This window comes from Tersicoccus sp. Bi-70 (assembly GCF_001968825.1).
Lineage (GTDB): Bacteria > Actinomycetota > Actinomycetes > Actinomycetales > Micrococcaceae > Tersicoccus.
Genome location: NZ_MIEU01000002.1, coordinates 264,365 through 281,734, shown reverse-complemented (window position 1 = coordinate 281,734; position 17,370 = coordinate 264,365). Strand labels below are relative to the sequence as shown.

Annotated in this window: 14 protein-coding genes, 1 tRNA gene and 1 other RNA gene; 5 read left to right on the top strand and 11 right to left on the bottom strand. The window is 71.4% G+C overall.

What is annotated here, in order from left to right:
- Positions 1 to 5: 5 nt before the first annotated feature.
- An RNA gene (gene rnpB / locus BGP79_RS01455) (RNase P RNA component class A) lies at positions 6 to 389 on the bottom strand.
- A gap of 81 nt (positions 390 to 470) precedes the next feature.
- On the opposite strand from rnpB, the gene BGP79_RS01450 reads away from it, so the two are divergent.
- Positions 471 to 1,238 carry a YaaA family protein gene (locus BGP79_RS01450; RefSeq protein WP_076692888.1) on the top strand — a complete coding sequence of 256 codons (768 nt, stop codon included), beginning with the start codon at positions 471 to 473 and terminating at the stop codon, positions 1,236 to 1,238.
- Between the two features lie 113 nt (positions 1,239 to 1,351).
- Here the strand turns inward: BGP79_RS01450 and BGP79_RS01445 are convergent, their stop codons facing one another.
- Positions 1,352 to 2,083, bottom strand: a complete 732-nt coding sequence (locus tag BGP79_RS01445; protein WP_076692887.1) for a zinc ribbon domain-containing protein — start codon at positions 2,081 to 2,083, stop codon at positions 1,352 to 1,354.
- A 67-nt stretch (positions 2,084 to 2,150) separates the two neighbouring features.
- Complete coding sequence (locus BGP79_RS01440) at positions 2,151 to 3,020, bottom strand: Nif3-like dinuclear metal center hexameric protein (RefSeq protein ID WP_076692886.1); 870 nt, start codon at positions 3,018 to 3,020, stop codon at positions 2,151 to 2,153.
- A 141-nt stretch (positions 3,021 to 3,161) separates the two neighbouring features.
- On the opposite strand from BGP79_RS01440, the gene msrA reads away from it, so the two are divergent.
- The 3 genes from msrA to epsC all read left to right on the top strand — a co-directional run bounded on the left by msrA (position 3,162) and on the right by epsC (position 5,391).
- Positions 3,162 to 3,686 (top strand): peptide-methionine (S)-S-oxide reductase MsrA, encoded by a 525-nt coding sequence (gene msrA, locus BGP79_RS01435; RefSeq protein ID WP_076693273.1) that lies wholly within the window; start codon positions 3,162 to 3,164, stop codon positions 3,684 to 3,686.
- A 135-nt stretch (positions 3,687 to 3,821) separates the two neighbouring features.
- Positions 3,822 to 4,757, top strand: a complete 936-nt coding sequence (gene cysK, locus BGP79_RS01430) for a cysteine synthase A (RefSeq protein ID WP_076692885.1) — start codon at positions 3,822 to 3,824, stop codon at positions 4,755 to 4,757.
- A 46-nt stretch (positions 4,758 to 4,803) separates the two neighbouring features.
- Complete coding sequence (gene epsC, locus BGP79_RS01425) at positions 4,804 to 5,391, top strand: serine O-acetyltransferase EpsC (protein ID WP_076692884.1); 588 nt, start codon at positions 4,804 to 4,806, stop codon at positions 5,389 to 5,391.
- A gap of 245 nt (positions 5,392 to 5,636) precedes the next feature.
- Here the strand turns inward: epsC and gndA are convergent, their stop codons facing one another.
- The 8 genes from gndA to BGP79_RS01385 all read right to left on the bottom strand — a co-directional run bounded on the left by gndA (position 5,637) and on the right by BGP79_RS01385 (position 14,127).
- On the bottom strand, positions 5,637 to 7,103 hold the full coding sequence (gene gndA, locus BGP79_RS01420) for an NADP-dependent phosphogluconate dehydrogenase (protein WP_076692883.1): 1,467 nt from the start codon (positions 7,101 to 7,103) through the stop codon (positions 5,637 to 5,639).
- A gap of 249 nt (positions 7,104 to 7,352) precedes the next feature.
- Positions 7,353 to 8,336 carry an aldo/keto reductase gene (locus BGP79_RS01415; RefSeq protein WP_076692882.1) on the bottom strand — a complete coding sequence of 328 codons (984 nt, stop codon included), beginning with the start codon at positions 8,334 to 8,336 and terminating at the stop codon, positions 7,353 to 7,355.
- Between the two features lie 64 nt (positions 8,337 to 8,400).
- Positions 8,401 to 10,929 carry an excinuclease ABC subunit UvrA gene (locus tag BGP79_RS01410; RefSeq protein WP_143588255.1) on the bottom strand — a complete coding sequence of 843 codons (2,529 nt, stop codon included), beginning with the start codon at positions 10,927 to 10,929 and terminating at the stop codon, positions 8,401 to 8,403.
- Positions 10,930 to 10,960: 31 nt separating this feature from the next.
- Positions 10,961 to 11,033: transfer RNA gene (locus BGP79_RS01405), tRNA-Val, on the bottom strand.
- Between the two features lie 124 nt (positions 11,034 to 11,157).
- The gene (locus BGP79_RS01400; RefSeq protein ID WP_076692880.1) at positions 11,158 to 12,315 is read right to left on the bottom strand and encodes a MalY/PatB family protein; all 1,158 of its coding nucleotides are present in this window, start codon (positions 12,313 to 12,315) and stop codon (positions 11,158 to 11,160) included.
- 34 nt (positions 12,316 to 12,349) lie between these two features.
- On the bottom strand, positions 12,350 to 13,258 hold the full coding sequence (locus BGP79_RS01395; RefSeq protein ID WP_083701450.1) for a Sir2 family NAD-dependent protein deacetylase: 909 nt from the start codon (positions 13,256 to 13,258) through the stop codon (positions 12,350 to 12,352).
- Positions 13,221 to 13,688, bottom strand: coding sequence for a redoxin domain-containing protein (locus BGP79_RS01390; RefSeq protein WP_233121006.1), 468 nt, complete (start codon positions 13,686 to 13,688; stop codon positions 13,221 to 13,223). Before BGP79_RS01390 ends, BGP79_RS01395 begins: the two co-directional genes overlap by 38 nt.
- A gap of 22 nt (positions 13,689 to 13,710) precedes the next feature.
- A complete protein-coding gene (locus tag BGP79_RS01385) occupies positions 13,711 to 14,127 on the bottom strand; it encodes a DUF3052 domain-containing protein (RefSeq protein ID WP_076692878.1) in 417 nt (138 codons plus the stop codon).
- A gap of 380 nt (positions 14,128 to 14,507) precedes the next feature.
- Here BGP79_RS01385 and aceE point away from each other — a divergent pair, with 380 nt between their 5' ends.
- The gene (gene aceE / locus BGP79_RS01380) at positions 14,508 to 17,246 is read left to right on the top strand and encodes a pyruvate dehydrogenase (acetyl-transferring), homodimeric type (protein WP_369800140.1); all 2,739 of its coding nucleotides are present in this window, start codon (positions 14,508 to 14,510) and stop codon (positions 17,244 to 17,246) included.
- Positions 17,247 to 17,370 lie beyond the last annotated feature (124 nt).

Genomic DNA, 17,370 nt, shown 5'->3' with positions numbered 1-17,370 from the left:
AGGTGTGGACGGGACGGCCTGTACGCCGGGTTCTGTGCCCGCGCCGGTCACCCGTGCGCGGGTGGCGACCATCCATCTAGGAGTGCCGTTGCCGACACCCTCGAGCGGCCTACCCGGACACTCGGGCGAGCAGCCCTCGAACGTGCCCTGTCTGGCCTTGCTCCCGGTGGGGTTTACCCTGCCACCCCGGTCACCCGGGGTGCGGTGGTCTCTTACACCGCCGTTTCACCCTTACCCGCTCGCCGGCGAACGACGTGCGGGCGGTCTGTTCTCTGTGGCACTGTCCTGCGGGTCTCCCCGAGTGGGCGTTACCCACCACCGTGCCCTGCGGAGCCCGGACGTTCCTCGGCCGGTACTCGCGTACCGGACGCGGCCGCCCGGCCGTCCCATCCACGACCGCTGAGTCTACCGGTCCCGCCGCCTCCGGGCCTCCGCCGGCCCGGCCCGGCCCCGCCCACTAGACTCGATCGGTGCTCATCCTGCTCCCGCCGTCCGAGTCCAAGCGCGCCGCCCGGTCCGGAGCTCCCGTCGATCTGCACGGCCTGGAGCACCCGGCCCTGACACCGGCGCGCGAGCGCGTGTTGAGTGAACTCGCCCGGGTCAGCGCGGAACCGGACGCGCTCGAGGCCCTCGGCGTCGGGCCGAGCCTGGCCGACGACGTCGCCCGCAACGTGCGTCTGCTGGCCGAGCCGGCGGCGCCCGCCCACCGCGTCTACGACGGCGTCCTCTACGACGCGCTCGACCACCGCAGCCTGACCGCCGTGCAGCGTCGCCGGGCGGCCGAGAGCGTCCTCGTGGTCTCCGCCCTCTGGGGACTGGTGGCACTGCCCGACGCGATCCCGGCCTACCGGCTCTCGATGGGCACCCGACTCGGGGGCCTGGGCAGCCTCGCCTCGTTCTGGAAGCCGCGGCTGACGGCCGAGCTGGCGGCGCGGCCGGACGACGAGCTGATCGTGGACTGCCGCTCCAGCACCTACGCCGCGGCCGCGGCGACGCCCCCGGGGCGCACCGTCGTCGTCGACGTCTTCCGCGAGCGCGACGGCGTCCGCACGGTCGTCTCCCACATGGCCAAGCACACCCGGGGCGAGGTGGCCCGCCACCTGCTCACCCGCCGCGGCAAGGCCCCGGCCGACGCGCACGCGCTGCTGCGGGTGGCGCGGGAGCGGTGGCCGGCGGCGGAGCTGGTGCCCGGCACGGCCCGGCGTCCCGCACAGCTGGCGATCGTCATCACCGACTGACCGCCAGACCCCCCGAGCACTCTCGCCAGCTCGTCAATAGATGTTCCATCCGAGGGCGAAACAGACCTCCGGTGAGCATCTATTGACGAGCTGGCGCAGGAAGAGAAGGCCGCTCAGGAGCGAACGAGGATCCGGCCGCACTCCTCGCAGCGGACGACGGCGTCGTCGGCGGCCGCGCGGATGGCGGCGAGATCCTTCGGGTTGAGCTCGAGCATGCAGCCGCCGCACCGTGAACCCTGCAGCGGGGCGACGCCCACGCCGTCGTGCGAGCTGCGCAGCTTCTCGTAGGTCGCGACCAGCGCGGCATCGTCGATGCCGGTGAGCACCTCGGCCCGGGCGACCTTCTCCCGGTCGAACTCGCCGGAGAGCTCACGCAGCCGGGCGTCGCGCACCTCGGTCAGCGCGCCCAGCGCGGTGGTCGCCTCGCTCGTCGCGGCGGTGGTCTCGTCCAGGGCGGCCTGCGCCGACTCGACCCGTTCCATCACGGCCAGTTCGGCGTCCTCCAGGTCGGAGCGACGGGCGGAGAGGGTCACGATCTCGTGCTGCAGCGCGGTGAGGTCCTTCGAGGACCCGGTGCCGGTGTCGAGCCGCTGCTGGTTGCGCTGGATGCGGGTCGCCACCTGCTCCACCGCAGCCTCGGCGGCGGCGAGCGCCTCCTCCGCGGCATTCACCTCGGTCTGCGCCTCGTCGCGTCGTGCCGTCGCCTGCGTCGACCGCTCCTGCGCGGCGGCGATCTCCGGGTCGGAGCGCAGGGCGCCGGCCTGGTGGCGGATCCGGTCGATCGCGGTGTCCCGCGCCTGCAGGTCGAGCAGCCGGCGCTGGTGGTCGGGACGGGCGGTGGGCATGGATCCTCCTGCGGGCCGGGTCCTCCTCACCCTAGTGCAGCGCACCGGCGCGGCCACGGGCCGGTCGTCAGGGGGTGAGGATGAAGTCCCACGGGTCGGTGTTGACCTGGCTGACCCGCACCTCGGCGTCGAGTCCGTGGTCCTGCAGCGCCCGCTCCAGCGCGCGGGCGCCGACCGGCAGCCACAGCCACTCGCTCGCGAAGTGGGAGACGTCCACGAGGTAGGGCCGGTCCGCGATCGCCGCCTCCCGCGCCTCCGACGCCGGGTGGTGGCGCAGGTCCGCGGTCACGTACACGTCGGCCCGGGCGGCCCGCACCGCGTCGAACAGCGAATCGCCGGCTCCCCCGCAGATCGCCACCGTCCGCACCAGCCCGTCGGGGTCCCCGGAGACGCGCACCCCGCCGGCGACGGCGGGCAGGAGGCCGAACACCCGGGCGGCGAAGTCGGCGAGGGTGCTGACGTCGTCCAGCTCCCCCACGCGGCCGATGCCCTCCTCGTCCAGCCCGTCGGCGGTGGCCTGCAGCGGTCGCGCGTCCCGGATCCCGAGGGCGTCGGCGAGCACGTCGGAGACGCCGCCGATGGCGCTGTCGGCGTTGGTGTGGGCGGTCAGCAGACCGCAGGAGGACTCGATCAGCCGGTGCACCAGCCGGCCCTTGTACCCGTCGGCGGCCACCGAGGTGACCGCCCGCAGCAGCAGCGGGTGGTGGGTGATGAGCAGGTCCGCGTCCCAGTCGACGGCCTCCTCGACGACCGCGGCGACCGGGTCGACCGCGAACAGGATGCGCCGTACCGGCCGTTCCCCGCGCCCGACGACGAGCCCCACCGCGTCCCAGCCCTCGGCCAGGGAGCGCGGCCACAGCTCCTCCACCAGCTCGCACACGCAGCCGAGCGTGGGGGTCCGGGCGTCCGGTCGGGGGTCCTCGTGCGGGGCGTCCATGCCTCCAGTTCTACCGCAGGCTCACCTGCAGCCCCCGTGTCCGCTCCCGTGTTCGCTGCGTGTTCGCCTGCGTGTTCGCCTGTGGCACGGTGCTCGCGTCGGCCGGGAATGATCCCAGCCCGCCGGGGGTTGGACCAGCACGTGAAGACTTATGTACTGGCTGGAGGATGTTTCTGGTGCCTGGACGCCGTCTACCGACGGCTCAAGGGCGTGGCCGACGTCGAGTCCGGATACACCGGCGGCGGCTACCCGAACCCGGACTACTACACGGTGTGCAGCGGCACGACCGGTCACGCGGAGGCGGTGAAGGTGACCTTCGACGAGACGGTGATCCCGGCCGAGGTGATCCTGGACGTCTTCTTCGCGACGCACGACCCGACGACGCTGAACCGGCAGGGCTACGACGTCGGCACCCAGTACCGGTCGGCGATGTTCTACACCGACGACCAGCAGCGGCAGGAGTTCGTGGACGCGATCGGCCGCGCGCAGGACCAGTGGGACAAGCCGATCGTCACCGAGGTGACCCGTGCGTCGACCTGGTACCCCGCCGAGGACGTGCACCAGGACTTCTACTCCCAGCAGCCGGGCAACGGCTACTGCCAGGTGATCATCAACCCGAAGCTGGCGAAGGCCCGGAAGTATTACTCGCAGTGGCTCGTGGCCTGATCGGCTCAGGCTGCTCCCGCTACACTTGATCGGCCCGAAGCCCGGCCCGAACCGCCTGACGGCGCGCGGGCCCGAGGCCGCGCATCATCCGTTCCCCGGTTCGTCCGGGTTCCATCCGAAGCAGAGAGCGAGATCATGGCACGCATCTACGACGACGTCACGCAGCTGGTCGGCGGCACCCCCCTGGTGCGGCTCAACCGGCTGACGGAGGGGCTGCCCGGCGACGTGGCCGTGAAGCTCGAGTTCTACAACCCCGCCAACTCGGTCAAGGACCGGATCGGGGTCGCGATCGTCGATGCGGCCGAGAAGGCCGGCGCCCTGCACCCCGGCGGCACCATCGTCGAGGGCACCAGCGGCAACACCGGGATCGCGCTCGCGATGGTCGGCGCGGCCCGCGGCTACAAGGTGATCCTCACGATGCCGGAGACCATGTCGACCGAGCGCCGGGTGATGCTGCGCGCGTACGGCGCGGAGATCGTCCTCACGCCGGGCTCCGAGGGCATGCGCGGCGCCGTCGACAAGGCGCAGGAGATCGTCAACACCACCGAGAACGCCATCTGGGCGCAGCAGTTCGCCAACACCGCGAACCCGGCCGTGCACCGGCAGACCACCGCCGAAGAGGTGTGGGCCGACACCGACGGTGCGGTCGACGTCTTCGTGGCCGGCGTCGGCACGGGCGGCACCATCACCGGCGTCGGACAGGTCCTGAAGGAACGCAAGCCCGGGGTGCAGATCGTGGCGGTCGAGCCGAAGGACTCCGCGATCCTCAACGGCGGCAAGCCCGGCCCGCACAAGATCCAGGGCATCGGCGCCAACTTCGTCCCCGAGGTCCTCGACACCGAGATCTACGACGAGGTACTCGACGCGAGCATCGAGGACTCGGTGCGCGTCTCCCGTGAACTGGCCTCCCGCGAGGGCATCCTCGGCGGCATCTCCTCGGGCGCCATCGTCTGGGCAGCCCTGGAGCTGGCCAAGCGCCCCGAGAACGAGGGCAAGCTCATCGTCGCGGTCGTCTGCGACTACGGCGAGCGGTACATCTCCACGCTCCTCTACGAGGACATCCGGGGCTGACCCCGGCACCGTCACGCCCCCCGTCACCACGTATCAGAAGGACACCGTGCGCTTCCTCTCCCGTCTCCGCGAGGACCTGCAGACCGCCCGTACCCACGACCCGGCCGCCCGGGGCGACCTCGAGGTCGCGGTCGTGTACTCGGGCCTGCACGCGATCTGGGCGCACCGGCTGACCCACCGGCTGTGGCAGCAGGAGTCGACCCGCACGCTCGCGCGGGTCATCTCCCAGGTGGCCCGGACCGCGACGGGCATCGAGATCCACCCGGGGGCGACCATCGGGCGGCGGTTTTTCATCGACCACGGGATGGGCGTGGTGATCGGCGAGACCGCGGAGATCGGTGACGACGTGATGATCTATCACGGGGTCACCCTCGGCGGTCGCTCGCTGGCCCGGGTCAAGCGGCACCCGACCATCGGCGACGGCGTCACGATCGGAGCGGGGGCGAAGATCCTCGGTCCCGTGGTCCTCGGCGCCGGGTCCGCGGTCGGAGCGAACGCCGTCGTCGTCAAGGACGCGCCGGAGAACTCGATCCTCACCGGCGTGCCCGCGAACGCCCGCCCGAAGCGCTCCGAGCAGGAGAACGCGCCGCTGGTCGATCCCGCCGTGTGGATCGACCCGGCGATGTGGATCTGAGCAGCAGCACATCCGACGCCGGCAGCGCCCGGTCCCCCGATAAGCGATGTCGGGTGGGCCGGGCGCTGTCGCGTTCAGGACACCCGCGCCCGGTCCCCCGACACGCCGTCGCCGCCGGGATACAACGCCCTATCCCCGGCATGCACGGCGGGTCGTGGGACGGAGGCCGGGCCGTCCGATCGCCGGTGACCACGAAGGGGCGCCCCGGATGAGCCGGGGCGCCCCTTCGTCGTGAAGCCGCGAGGTCAGTGCGTGTCGACGGCCTCGATCTCGCTCTTGTCCTCGCCCCACAGGGTGTGGAACGTGCCCTCACCGTCGACGCGGTTGTAGGTGTGCGCGCCGAACAGGTCCCGCAGGCCCTGCGTCAGCGCCGCCGGCAGCCGGTCGCGCCGCAGGCCGTCGTAGTAGGCCAGGGTCGAGGAGAACACCGGCGTCGGGATGCCCAGCTGCGCGGCGGTCGCCACGACGCGTCGCCATGCCGGCACGGCCTCGCCGATGGCCTTCGCGAACGCGGGCGCGAACAGCAGGTTCTCCGGCTCGTTGCCCGGCGCGTACGCCTTCATGATGTCGTCGAGCAGCTCGGCGCGGATGATGCAGCCGGCCCGCCACAGGGACGCGATCTTGTCCAGCTTCAGGTCCCAGTCGTACTGCTTGCCGGCCAGGTTGAGCATGTCCAGGCCCTGCGCGTAGCTGACCAGCTTGGACGCGTAGAGCGCCTGCCGCACGTCGTCGACGAAGGTCTCCGGCACCGTCACATCGCCGGTGCCCGCGGACAGCGTGTCCTGGGCGACGGCGCGCTGATCCCGCTGGGAGGAGAGCCCGCGGGCAAACACGGACTCGGCGATGCCGCTGACCGGAGAGCCGAGCTCGAGCGCGGCGATGACAGTCCAGCGGCCGGTGCCCTTCTGCCCGGCGGAGTCGACGACGACGTCGACGAACGGCTTGCCCGTCCTCGCGTCGGTGTGGCCGAGCACCTCGGCGGTGATCTCGATCAGGAACGAGTTGAGCTGGCCGGTGTTCCACTCGGTGAAGATCTTCGCCTGCTCGGCGGGCTCGATGCCGGCACCGGAACGCAGCAGGTCGTAGGACTCTCCGATGACCTGCATGTCGGAGTACTCGATGCCGTTGTGCACCATCTTGACGAAGTGGCCGGCGCCATCGGTCTCGATCCATGCGCAGCAGGGCTCGCCGTTGTACTTGGCCGAGATCTTCTCGAGCATCGGCCCGAGCGACTCGTACGACTCCTTGGACCCGCCCGGCATGATCGACGGGCCGTTCAGCGCGCCCTCCTCACCGCCGGAGACACCGACGCCCACGAAGTGCAGGCCCTTCTCCGAGAGGTCCTTCTCCCGCCGGATGGTGTCCAGGTAGAGGGAGTTGCCGCCGTCGATGATGATGTCGCCCTCCTCGAGCAGCGGCACCAGCTGCTCGATGACGGCGTCGACCGGAGCGCCGGCCTTGACCATGACGAGCACCCGGCGCGGGCGCTCGAGGGCCTGCACGAACTCCTCGAGGGTCTCGGTGCGCACGAAGTCGCCGTCGTCGCCGTGCTTGGCGAGCAGGTCGTCGGTCTTGGCCTGCGTGCGGTTGTGCAGGGCGACAGTGTAGCCGTTGCGGGCCAGGTTGCGAGCCAGGTTGGCGCCCATCACGGCCAGGCCGGTGACACCGATCTGCGCCGTCGCGGTGGGCACGGACGTCTTCTCGTCGGGCATGTTTCCTCCAGGGGTCACGGCGCCGCTGTCAGACAGGACGACGCCCGGTCGGGATCCTCTCCCCGCTGCGGCCGTCGGTCCGCACTCCGCCATCGATCCGGATGGCGATCGGGACGAGCGTGACGGCGCCCGACGGCGGGAAGCTCTCCATCGATCCTAGTGACGCGGCCCGGGCCGGTTCCATCCGGTGCACTCTGTTGCCGTGGACGGGAGGGGACCGGCGTGGATCTCCGCGCCCGGCGGTCGGCTCTACCAGCGGTGGTGCACCTGGGCGCGGATCCGCCGGTCGTAGAGGTCCTGCACCGCCGTCAGGGTGGTGTCGTCCAGCGGGGCGAGGGCGGCGGCGTCCGCGTTGGCCCGCGCCTGTTCGGGGTCGCGCGCACCCGGGATCACCGTGGTGACGCCCGGCTGCTGGACGATCCAGCGCAGCGCGGTCTGGGCCGGCGTCGCACCCTCGGGCACGAGTGCGGCGAACTCCTGCGCCGCCTCGACGCCCGTGGCGAAGTCCACACCGGCGAAGGTCTCGCCCTGGTCGAAGGCCTCACCGTTGCGGTTGAAGTTGCGGTGGTCGTTGTCCGCGAACTGCGTGTCCGCGGTGTACTTGCCCGACAGCAGGCCGCTGGCCAGGGGCACGCGGGCGATGATGCCGACCCCGGCCTCCACGGCGGCGGGCAACACCTCCGTGACCGGCTTGAGGCGGAAGGGGTTGAGGATGATCTGCACCGTCGCCGTGCCGGGCCGGGCGATCGCGGCGAGCGCCTCGGCACAGGTCTCCACGCTCACGCCGTAGGCGGCGATGCGCTCCTCCTCCACGAGCGTGTCGAGGGCGTCGAACACCACGTCGGAGCCGTAGACGGCGGGCGGCGGGCAGTGCAGCTGGACGAGGTCGAGCCGGTCGACGCCGAGGTTGCGCCGCGAGCGGTCCGTCCAGGCGCGGAAGTTCTCCAGGGTGTAGAGCGCGGGGTCGAGGTCGACGCGGCGGCCCATCTTGGTGGCGACGGTCAGGCCGGCGTCGGGCCGTTCACGCAGGAACCGGCCGATCAGCTGCTCGGACCGGCCGTCACCGTAGACGTCGGCCGTGTCGAAGAAGGTGACGCCGGCGTCGGCCGCGGCGCCGAGGACGGCGAGGGCGTCCTCCTCGCGGACGTCGCCCCAGTCGGCGCCGAGCTGCCAGGTCCCCAGCCCGATGACCGACGCTCGCTGGCCGCTGCGTTCGATGGTGCGCTGTTCCATGTCTCTCCCGTTCTGAAGGCGGACCGGCCGAGGACGGCCGACGATAGGAAGTGCCCTGTCGATCCTAGTGACGCGTGGCCCCGCCCTCGCGCAGCCGTTTAGCCAGGTACCGACCGGTCACGCTGCCCTCGTCGTCGGCCACCTGCTGCGGGGTGCCGGTCGCGACGATGCGGCCGCCCTCGACGCCCCCGGAGGGCCCCATGTCGATGACGTGATCGGCATTGGCGATCAGGTCGAGGTCGTGCTCGATCACGACGACGGTGCCGCCGGCCTCCACGAGCCGGTCGAACACGCCGATGAGGGTGCGGACGTCGAGCGGGTGCAGGCCGACGGTGGGCTCGTCGAAGACGAACAGGGAGTGCTCCTGCCGGCGCCCGAGCTCGGAGACCAGCTTGAGGCGCTGCGCCTCCCCGCCGGAGAGGGCAGGGGTCGCCTCGCCCAGTGTCAGGTAGCCCAGGCCCACGTCGCAGAGCGACTGCAGCCGCCGGCGCACGCGGGCCAGGTCGCGCAGGTGGTCGATCGCCTCGACGACGGTCATCCCGAGCACGGCGGGCAGCGACAGGTCGCCGGCGCCGGTGGCCGAGGCCCGGCGATACGCCTCGGCGTCGGGGCCGTAGCGGCGGCCCTCGCAGTCCGGGCACGGGATGTCGACGTCGGGCAGGAACTGCACGTCGAGGGAGATCTCCCCCGTCCCCTCGCAGCGGGGGCACCGCAGGGAGCCGGTGTTGTAGGAGAAGTCGCTCACGGTCAGACCGGCGCCCTTCGCCGGGTCCAGCCCCGCCCACGCCCGGCGCAGGTCGTCGAGGACACCGGAGTAGGTGGCGACCGTGGAGCGGACGTTGACGCCGATGGGAGTGGCGTCGACGACGTCCACCTTCTCGACGCCGGCGGCATCGACCTCGCGCACATGGGCAGGACGCCGGCCGGGCGTCTCCGCCCGCAGCGCCGGGACGAGGCTGTCGAGCACCAGGGTCGTCTTGCCGGAGCCGGACACCCCGGTGACGGCGGTCAGCCTGCCGCGCGGGATGTCCACGTCGAGCGCGTGCACCGTGTGCACCGGGTCGGTCCGCAACCGGATGGTGCCGTGGTCGAAGGTGTGACCGGCGGCGGCCGTCGTCCGCACGAGCACGTGCTCCCGGCCGCTGAGGAAGCCGCCGATCCGGGAGTCCGGGGAGGCGTCGAGGTCCTCGACGGTGCCGGTGAGGACGACGGTGCCGCCGTCACGCCCGGATCCCGGACCGATCTCGATGAGGTGGTCCGCCTCGCGGAGCACCTGCGGGTCGTGGTCGACCATGACGATCGAGTTGCCACCGGCGAGCAGGTCCTCGAAGACGCCCTGCAGCCCGTGCAGGTTGGACGGGTGCAGGCCGACCGACGGCTCGTCGAGCACGTAGAGCACGCCGGTGGTCTCGTTGCGCACCGCCCGGGCCAGCTGGACTCGTTGCCGCTCCCCCGTGGACAGCGTCGCGCCCGCCCGGTCGAGCGTGAGGTAGTCCAGCCCGAGTTCGACCAGGCGGCGGGCCACCCGGTGCAGGGTGCCGATCAGGCTGTCCGCCATCGGCAGCATGGGTGCAGGCAGGGTGGCGGGCACCGTGTCCACCCAGCCGACCAGGTCGTCGAGCGTCATCGCCGTCGCCTCGGCGAGGCCCAGGTCACCGATCTGCGGGGCACGGGCGGCCGGGGAGAGCCGGGACCCGCCGCAGTCCGGGCAGGTGCGCTCGATGAGGAACCGGTCCACCCGGGCCAGCCGCTTGGCGTCCTGGGCCCGCTTGAGCTCCTCCGTCACGGTCAGGCGGGCGTTGCGGAAGGTGAAGTCGAGGTCGTGCACGCCCTTCAGAGAGGTGAAGGTGATGTGCTTCTTCTCCTCGGGGCCGGCGAGGACGATGTCCTTCTCGGCGTCGGTCAGCTCCCGCCACGGCACGTCGGTGCGCACCCCGAACTCGCGGGCGATCTGCGGCTGGACGTTGAACCCGAACATCTGCCAGGGCACAACGGCGCCCTCGTCGAGGCTCAGGCCCGGGTCGCGGATGAGGGTGGCGTCGTCGACCTCGCGGACGGTGCCGATGCCCTCGCACGTGGGGCAGGCGCCACCGGAGTTGAAGGCCAGGGCCTCGGCGCCCGGCGGGGTGAACACCGCACCGCACACGCCGCACACCACGGGTTCCTCGGCGGCGACCTGGAGGGTGGGCGGCTGGCGGTGCCCGTTCGGGCAGAGGTGGGAGGCCAGCCGGGAGAACATCAGGCGGAGCACGTTGAGCAGTTCGCTCGACGTGCCGAAGGTGGAACGGATGCCGGGGACGCCGGGCCGCTGCCGGAGAGCGAGGGCGGCGGGGACGTGGCTGACGCGGTCGACGTCGGCGTGCGAGGCCTGGCCGAGACGGCGGCGCGTGTAGGTCGACAGGGCCTCGATGTAGCGGCGGGAGCCCTCGGCGTAGAGCACCCCCATGGCCAGCGAGGACTTGCCGGACCCCGAGACGCCGGCGATCGCGACCAGCCGGCCCAGCGGGATGTCGACGTCGATGTTGCGCAGGTTGTGCACGCGGGCGCCGCGCACCTCGATCCGATCGGGTGCCGGTGTCGGCGTCCGGTGCACGCGTGCTGCTCCTCTCCGGGGAGTCACGGGGTGGGCCCTGCCGGGATCGAACCGACGACATTCACGGTGTAAACGTGACGCTCTACCAGCTGAGCTAAAGGCCCTCCGGCCGTTCCGACCGGCCCCCGGCGACGGCATCACGGCCGGTCCCGGGGTCGGTGCAGGAGTCTACCGGCAGGCCAGCGCCCCGGCGACCAGGGCCGCGCCGCACGTCATCGCCCTGACGAGTCAGCCCGCGGCGGCCGCCAGCCGGTCCACGGCCTCCACCACCGTCTCGGGTGCGCAGGCCAGGTTCATCCGGGCGTACCCGGCGCCCTGGGTGCCGAACTGCGGGCCGTTGCCCAGCGCGACGCGGGCGTGCTCGAGCGCGTACTGCGCCGGGTCCTCGCCCCAGCCGAGTGCGGAGAGGTCGAGCCAGGCCAGGTAGGTGGCCTGCGGGTGGCGGAGCCGGACGGTCGGCAGCTTCGTGGCCAGTTCGCGCTCCAGCAGGGCGACGTTGTCCTCGATGGCCGCGAGGGTGCCGCGCAGCCAGTCCTGGCCGTGCGCGAAGCCGGCGCGGGTGGCGATCAGGCCGAACAGGCCGGTGCGGAAGAGCACCTCCTCGGGCAGGGACCGGATCAGCCCGGTCATCCGGTCCGATCCGGCGACGAACATCGCCGTCTTCAGCCCCGCGAGGTTGAACGCCTTGCTGCCGGACGCGGCCGTGATGCCGTGGTGGCGCGCCTCGTCGGAGACGCTCAGGTACGGGGTGAACCGCTCCCGCCGGTGCGTGAGCGGGGCGTGGATCTCGTCGCTGACCACGCTCGCCCCGTGCCGATCCACGACGCGGGAGAGCTCGACGAGCTCCTGCCGGCCGTGGACGAGGCCCACGGGGTTGTGCGGATTGCACAGCAGGACGGCCCGCGCGCCCCGGGCCAGCGCCGCGTCGATGCCGTCGAGGTCGAGGGCATACGCGTTGCCGCCGTCCAGCAGCGGCACCTCGACCACGGTGCCGCCGGCCTCCGGGATCAGCGTGAAGAACGGCGGGTACACCGGCGGCGTGATGATGACGCCGTCGCCGGGTTCGATCAGCCGGCGCAGGGACTCGACGATGACGACGCTGACGTCGGTCGTCCAGCCCATCCGCTCCGGGGACGGCGACCAGTCCCACGTCCGGGCGGCGAAGCGGGCGAAGGCCTCCGCCGCGCCGGTGTCGTGCGGGTCGACGTACCCGGTGTCGCCGACCTCGATCGCCTCGCGCAGCGCCGCGGTGATGGCCGGCGCCAGCGGGTAGTCCATCTCGGCGACGAACATGGGCAGCACGTCCTCCGGGTATGTCCGCCACTTCTCGCTGGTCCGGCGGCGCAGCACGCCCATCGGATCGGCCCGGGTCACTCCGTCGACCATCGCTTCCTCCTGGCTCGTGCGTTCGGTGCCGGCCCTACCGGGACAGGTCCGGCAGTTCCTCCGCCAGCGCGGTCAACGTCTCGCTGACCCCGGCCTGGACCAGCAGGCTCGCCCGGTCGTCGCCCCGGGTCTGCCCGCGATTGACGATGACGACCGGGAGGCCGAGCTGGTGGGCCCGCCGGACGAAGCGCAGCCCGCTCATCACAGCCAGCGACGACCCCGCGACCAGGAGCCCCTCCGCGCACTCGACGAGGCCGTAGCTGCGCGCCACCCGGGCCCGCGGCACGTTCTCGCCGAAGAAGGTGACGTCCGGTTTGAGCACCCCGCCGCACACCGGGCAGGGGGCGACGACGAAGTCCGCCGTCGACTCGATCACCGCGTCCGCGTCCGGGGCCACCTCGACGTCCTCCACGAGGACCCGCTCGGCGAAGCCGGGGTTCAGGTCGGTGAGGATGCGGTCCAGCTGCGCCCGCTGCACCATGCTGGCGCAGTCCAGGCAAATCACGTGATCGAACCGTCCGTGCAGGTCCACGACGTTGAGCGCGCCGGCGGCCTCGTGCAGCCGGTCGATGTTCTGGGTGATGATGCCGCTGGTCAGGCCGCGCGCCTCGAGCCGGGCGACGGCGCGGTGGCCGTCGTTCGGCACGGTCGCGGACATGAACCGGTAGCCGACGTGGTTGCGGGCCCAGTAGTGACGGCGCCGGCGGGGGTCGCCGATGAACTCCTGGTAGGTCATCGGCGTGCGCGGCTTCGCCTGCGGTCCGCGGTAGTCGGGGATGCCGGAGTCGGTGCTCAGGCCGGCGCCCGTGAGGATCGCGAGGCGTCGGCCGGACAGCAGATCCACGGCCCGGCGGCGCTGCTCCTCCTGCGGCTCGGCCGGCTCGGCGTCGCCGGTGGGGGCCGGCTCAGGCGTCCAGCGATGCCAGCGCGCGGCGGTACTCATCGAGGCTCCGTGGGTCGTTGGTGCCGGACAGGATGCGGGCGCGCAGCACCCCGTGCGCGTCGATGACGAAGCTGCCGCGCCGGGCCGCGCCGCGCTCGTCGTCGAAGACGCCGTAGTGGCGCGCGACCTCGCCGTGCGGCCAGGCGTCGCTGAGCAGGTCGAACGTGAGCCCCTCGGCGTCGGCCAGCGCGCGCAGGGCGAACTTCGAGTCGATCGAGATCGCCAACAGGCGCACGTCCGAGCCGGCCACGGTGGCGAAGCCGTCGCGCAGGTCCTTCAGCTCGCCGTCGCACACCCGGGAGAAGGCCCACGGGAAAAAGACGAGCACGACGGGGTGGCCGCGCTGACCGTCCAGTGACACCGGTTCGCCGTGCTGGTTGGCGAGGGCGAAGGCGGGTGCCGGCGCACCGATCCGGGGGTTCGGCGGCACGGTCATGAGCGGCGGACGGCCGTCACTGACGGCGTGCGGTGACCAGACGCGTGGCGGACCAGTCCTTGGAGACCCCGGCCGAGGAGGTGACGTGCAGGCCGGCGGTCGGTGCCGCCTCCTGGATGTCGGCGGGTGCGACGTAACCGTCGCGGCCGGCCTTCGGGGTGAGGACCCAGACGACGGCGTTCTCCTCCAGGGTGGTCAGCGAGTCGACGAGGGCGTCGACCAGGTCTCCGTCCCCTTCGCGCCACCACAGCAGGGCGGCGTCCGCGACCTCATGATCGTCCTCGTCCAGCAGCTCCGAGCCGACCGTCTCCTCGATGTCCTCCCGGAGGTCGAAGTCGACGTCGTCGTCGTACCCGAACTCCTGGACGAGGTCGTCCTTCTTCAAACCCAGCTTGGCGGCGGCGCTGCTCGCGACGGCGTCTGCCTCGCTCACGAATGTCCTCCCGATCCCTTGTCCATAGGTGTGGTGATCCTGCGTGTGATGACCGCCCCGGCCGAGAGAACCGGACGAGGCGGACTGTAACCAGACAACACCCTTTCGAGTTCCTCATCAAGCAGCACGCCGGTGTCGCGACGCCCGCGGACGAGCGTGAGGCGCGTCACGATAACCGCATGACGGAATACGGATTTCGCGAAGTGGAAGAGGCTCGTACGTTTCCGGCGTGATTCGGGGCTAGAGTGGCACCCAGACGCCGCCTGCCCTTCGGGCTGCCCCCGTACCGTGGGGCCGCACCGGAGCGGACAGCGGTCTGCGGTCACCCATCATCAGCGACCGCAGTCCGGGTGCTTCACGCACAGACAGAGAGGTTGAATGTGGCGACCGAAGACATCAAGAACATCCGCAGCGCGCTGACCACCAGTCTGCCGGACGCGGATCCCGAGGAGACCGCGGAGTGGCTCGAGTCCTTCGACGGGCTGCTGGACGCGGAGGGCACCAAGCGCGCGGAGTTCATCATCCGCTCGCTGCTGCAGCGGGCGAGCGCGCACAGCGTCGCCGTCCCCTTCGTCACGACCACGGACTACGTCAACACGATCCCCGTGGACCAGGAGCCCGAGTTCCCCGGTGACGAGGAGATCGAGCGCACGTACCGCAAGTGGCTGCGCTGGAACGCCGCGATCATGGTGCACCGCGCGCAGCGGTCCGACATCGGCGTCGGCGGCCACATCTCCACCTACGCGGGCGCGGCCACCCTGTACGAGGTGGGCATGAACCACTTCTTCCGCGGCAAGGACCACCCCAGCGGCGGTGACCAGGTCTTCTTCCAGGGCCACGCCTCCCCGGGCATGTACGCGCGCGCGTTCCTCGAGGGTCGCCTCACCGAGGAGCAGATGAACGGCTTCCGGCAGGAGAAGTCGGCGGCCCCCAACGGCCTCTCCTCCTACCCGCACCCGCGCATGATGCCGGACTTCTGGGAGTTCCCGACCGTCTCCATGGGCATCGGCCCGACCAACGCCATCTACCAGGCGTCGATGAACCGGTACCTGGAGAACCGCGGCCTCAAGGACACGTCCGACCAGCAGGTCTGGGCGTTCCTCGGCGACGGCGAGATGGACGAGCCCGAGAGCCGCGGCGCCCTGCAGCTGGCCGCGAACGAGGGACTCGACAACCTCAACTTCGTCATCAACTGCAACATGCAGCGCCTCGACGGTCCCGTGCGCGGCAACGGCAAGATCATGCAGGAGCTCGAGGCGTTCTTCCGCGGCGCGGGATGGAACGTCATCAAGGTCGTGTGGGGCCGGGAGTGGGATGCCCTCCTGGACAAGGACGACGACGGCGCGCTCGTCGAGATCATGAACACCACGCCCGACGGCGACTACCAGACCTTCAAGGCGGAGTCCGGTGGGTTCGTGCGCGACCACTTCTTCGGCCGCTCCCCGCAGACCAAGGCCATGGTCGCGGACATGAGCGACGAGGAGATCTGGCAGCTCAAGCGCGGCGGCCACGACTACCGCAAGGTGTACGCCGCCTACAAGGCCGCCACCGAGTTCAAGGGCAAGCCGACCGTCATCCTGGCCGCCACGGTCAAGGGCTACGGTCTCGGAGCGCACTTCGAGGGCCGCAACGCGACCCACCAGATGAAGAAGCTGACCCTCGAGGACCTGAAGAACTTCCGGGACCACCTGCGGATGCCGTTCTCGGACGAGGACCTGGAGAACGATCTCTACAACCCGCCGTACTACCACCCGGGCCCCGACGATCCCACGATCAAGTACATGCTCGAGCGGCGCCGGGCTCTCGGTGGCAACGTGCCCGAGCGGCGGGACCAGCGCGCCGAGGTGAAGCTGCCCGAGGACAAGGCGTACGACGTCGCCAAGCGCGGCTCCGGCAAGCAGCAGGCGGCCACCACCATGGCGTTCGTCCGGCTGCTCAAGGACCTGATGCGGGACAAGGAGTTCGGCAAGCGCGTCGTGCCGATCATCCCGGACGAGGCCCGCACCTTCGGCATGGACTCGTTCTTCCCGACGTCGAAGATCTACAACCCGCTCGGCCAGAACTACATCTCCGTGGACCGCGATCTCATGCTCGCGTACAAGGAGTCGCCGCAGGGGCAGATCTTCCACGTGGGCATCAACGAGGCCGGTGCCGTCTCCGCGTTCACCGCGTCCGGCACGTCCTACGCCACCCACGGCGAACCGCTGATCCCGGTGTACGTCTTCTACTCGATGTTCGGCTTCCAGCGCACGGGCGACTTCATCTGGGCGGCCGCGGACCAGCTGGCCCGCGGGTTCCTGATCGGCGCCACCGCCGGCATCACCACCCTGGCCGGTGAGGGCACGCAGCACATGGACGGGCACTCCCCCGTCCTCGCCTCCACCAACCCGGCGGTGCGCACCTACGACCCGGCCTACGGGTACGAGATCGCGCACATCGTCAAGGCCGGTCTCGAGGAGATGTACGGGCCGGACTCGGAGGACCCGAACAAGATCTACTACCTGACGGTCTACAACGAGCCGATCGTCCAGCCGGCCGAGCCCGCGGACGTCGACGTCGAGGGCATCGTCAAGGGCATCCACCGGATCAAGGAGGCCGACATCGACGGCCCCCGCGTCCAGCTGCTCGGCTCCGGCGTCTCCGTGCCGTGGGCCCTGGACGCGCAGCGGATTCTCGCCGAGGACTGGAACGTCTCCGCCGACGTGTGGTCCGTGACGTCCTGGGTCGAGCTTCGCCGGGACGGCCTGGCCGCCGAGCGCGACGCCTTCCTCGACCCGGACGCCGAGCCGCGGGTCCCGTTCGTCACCCAGCGCCTGGCCGGTGCCACCGGCCCGGTCATCGCGACGACGGACTACCGGTCCGAGCTGCCCGACGGCATCCGGCAGTTCATCCCGAACGAGTTCGCCACCCTCGGCGGCAACGACTTCGGCTTCGCCGACACCCGCGCCGCGGCCCGGCGGTACTTCCACATCGACTCTCACTCGATGGTGGTGCGGGCGCTCGAGATGCTCGCCCGCCGCGGTGAGGTCGACGTGAAGGCCCCGGCCCAGGCGATCGAGAAGTACCAGTTACACGACGTGCGCGCCGGCAAGTCCGGCAACGCCGGCGGGGAGTCCTGACCCGTCCGGTCCGCACCACCGTTCCGTTCCCGAGGCCGTCGCACACCCGTGCGGCGGCCTCGCGGCGTCGTCCGGCCCGCCGCTCTTTGTAGGGAGTGCACAACCCGGGCCGGTGCCGCCTGCG

Coding starts and splice junctions, on each gene's coding strand:
- BGP79_RS01445 (WP_076692887.1), bottom strand. CDS start 2,083: ATGCCCACCGCCCGTCCCGACCACCAGCGCCGGCTGCTCGACCTGCAG.
- BGP79_RS01440 (WP_076692886.1), bottom strand. CDS start 3,020: ATGGACGCCCCGCACGAGGACCCCCGACCGGACGCCCGGACCCCCACG.
- cysK (WP_076692885.1), top strand. CDS start 3,822: ATGGCACGCATCTACGACGACGTCACGCAGCTGGTCGGCGGCACCCCC.
- gndA (WP_076692883.1), bottom strand. CDS start 7,103: ATGCCCGACGAGAAGACGTCCGTGCCCACCGCGACGGCGCAGATCGGT.
- BGP79_RS01415 (WP_076692882.1), bottom strand. CDS start 8,336: ATGGAACAGCGCACCATCGAACGCAGCGGCCAGCGAGCGTCGGTCATC.
- BGP79_RS01400 (WP_076692880.1), bottom strand. CDS start 12,315: ATGGTCGACGGAGTGACCCGGGCCGATCCGATGGGCGTGCTGCGCCGC.
- BGP79_RS01395 (WP_083701450.1), bottom strand. CDS start 13,258: ATGAGTACCGCCGCGCGCTGGCATCGCTGGACGCCTGAGCCGGCCCCC.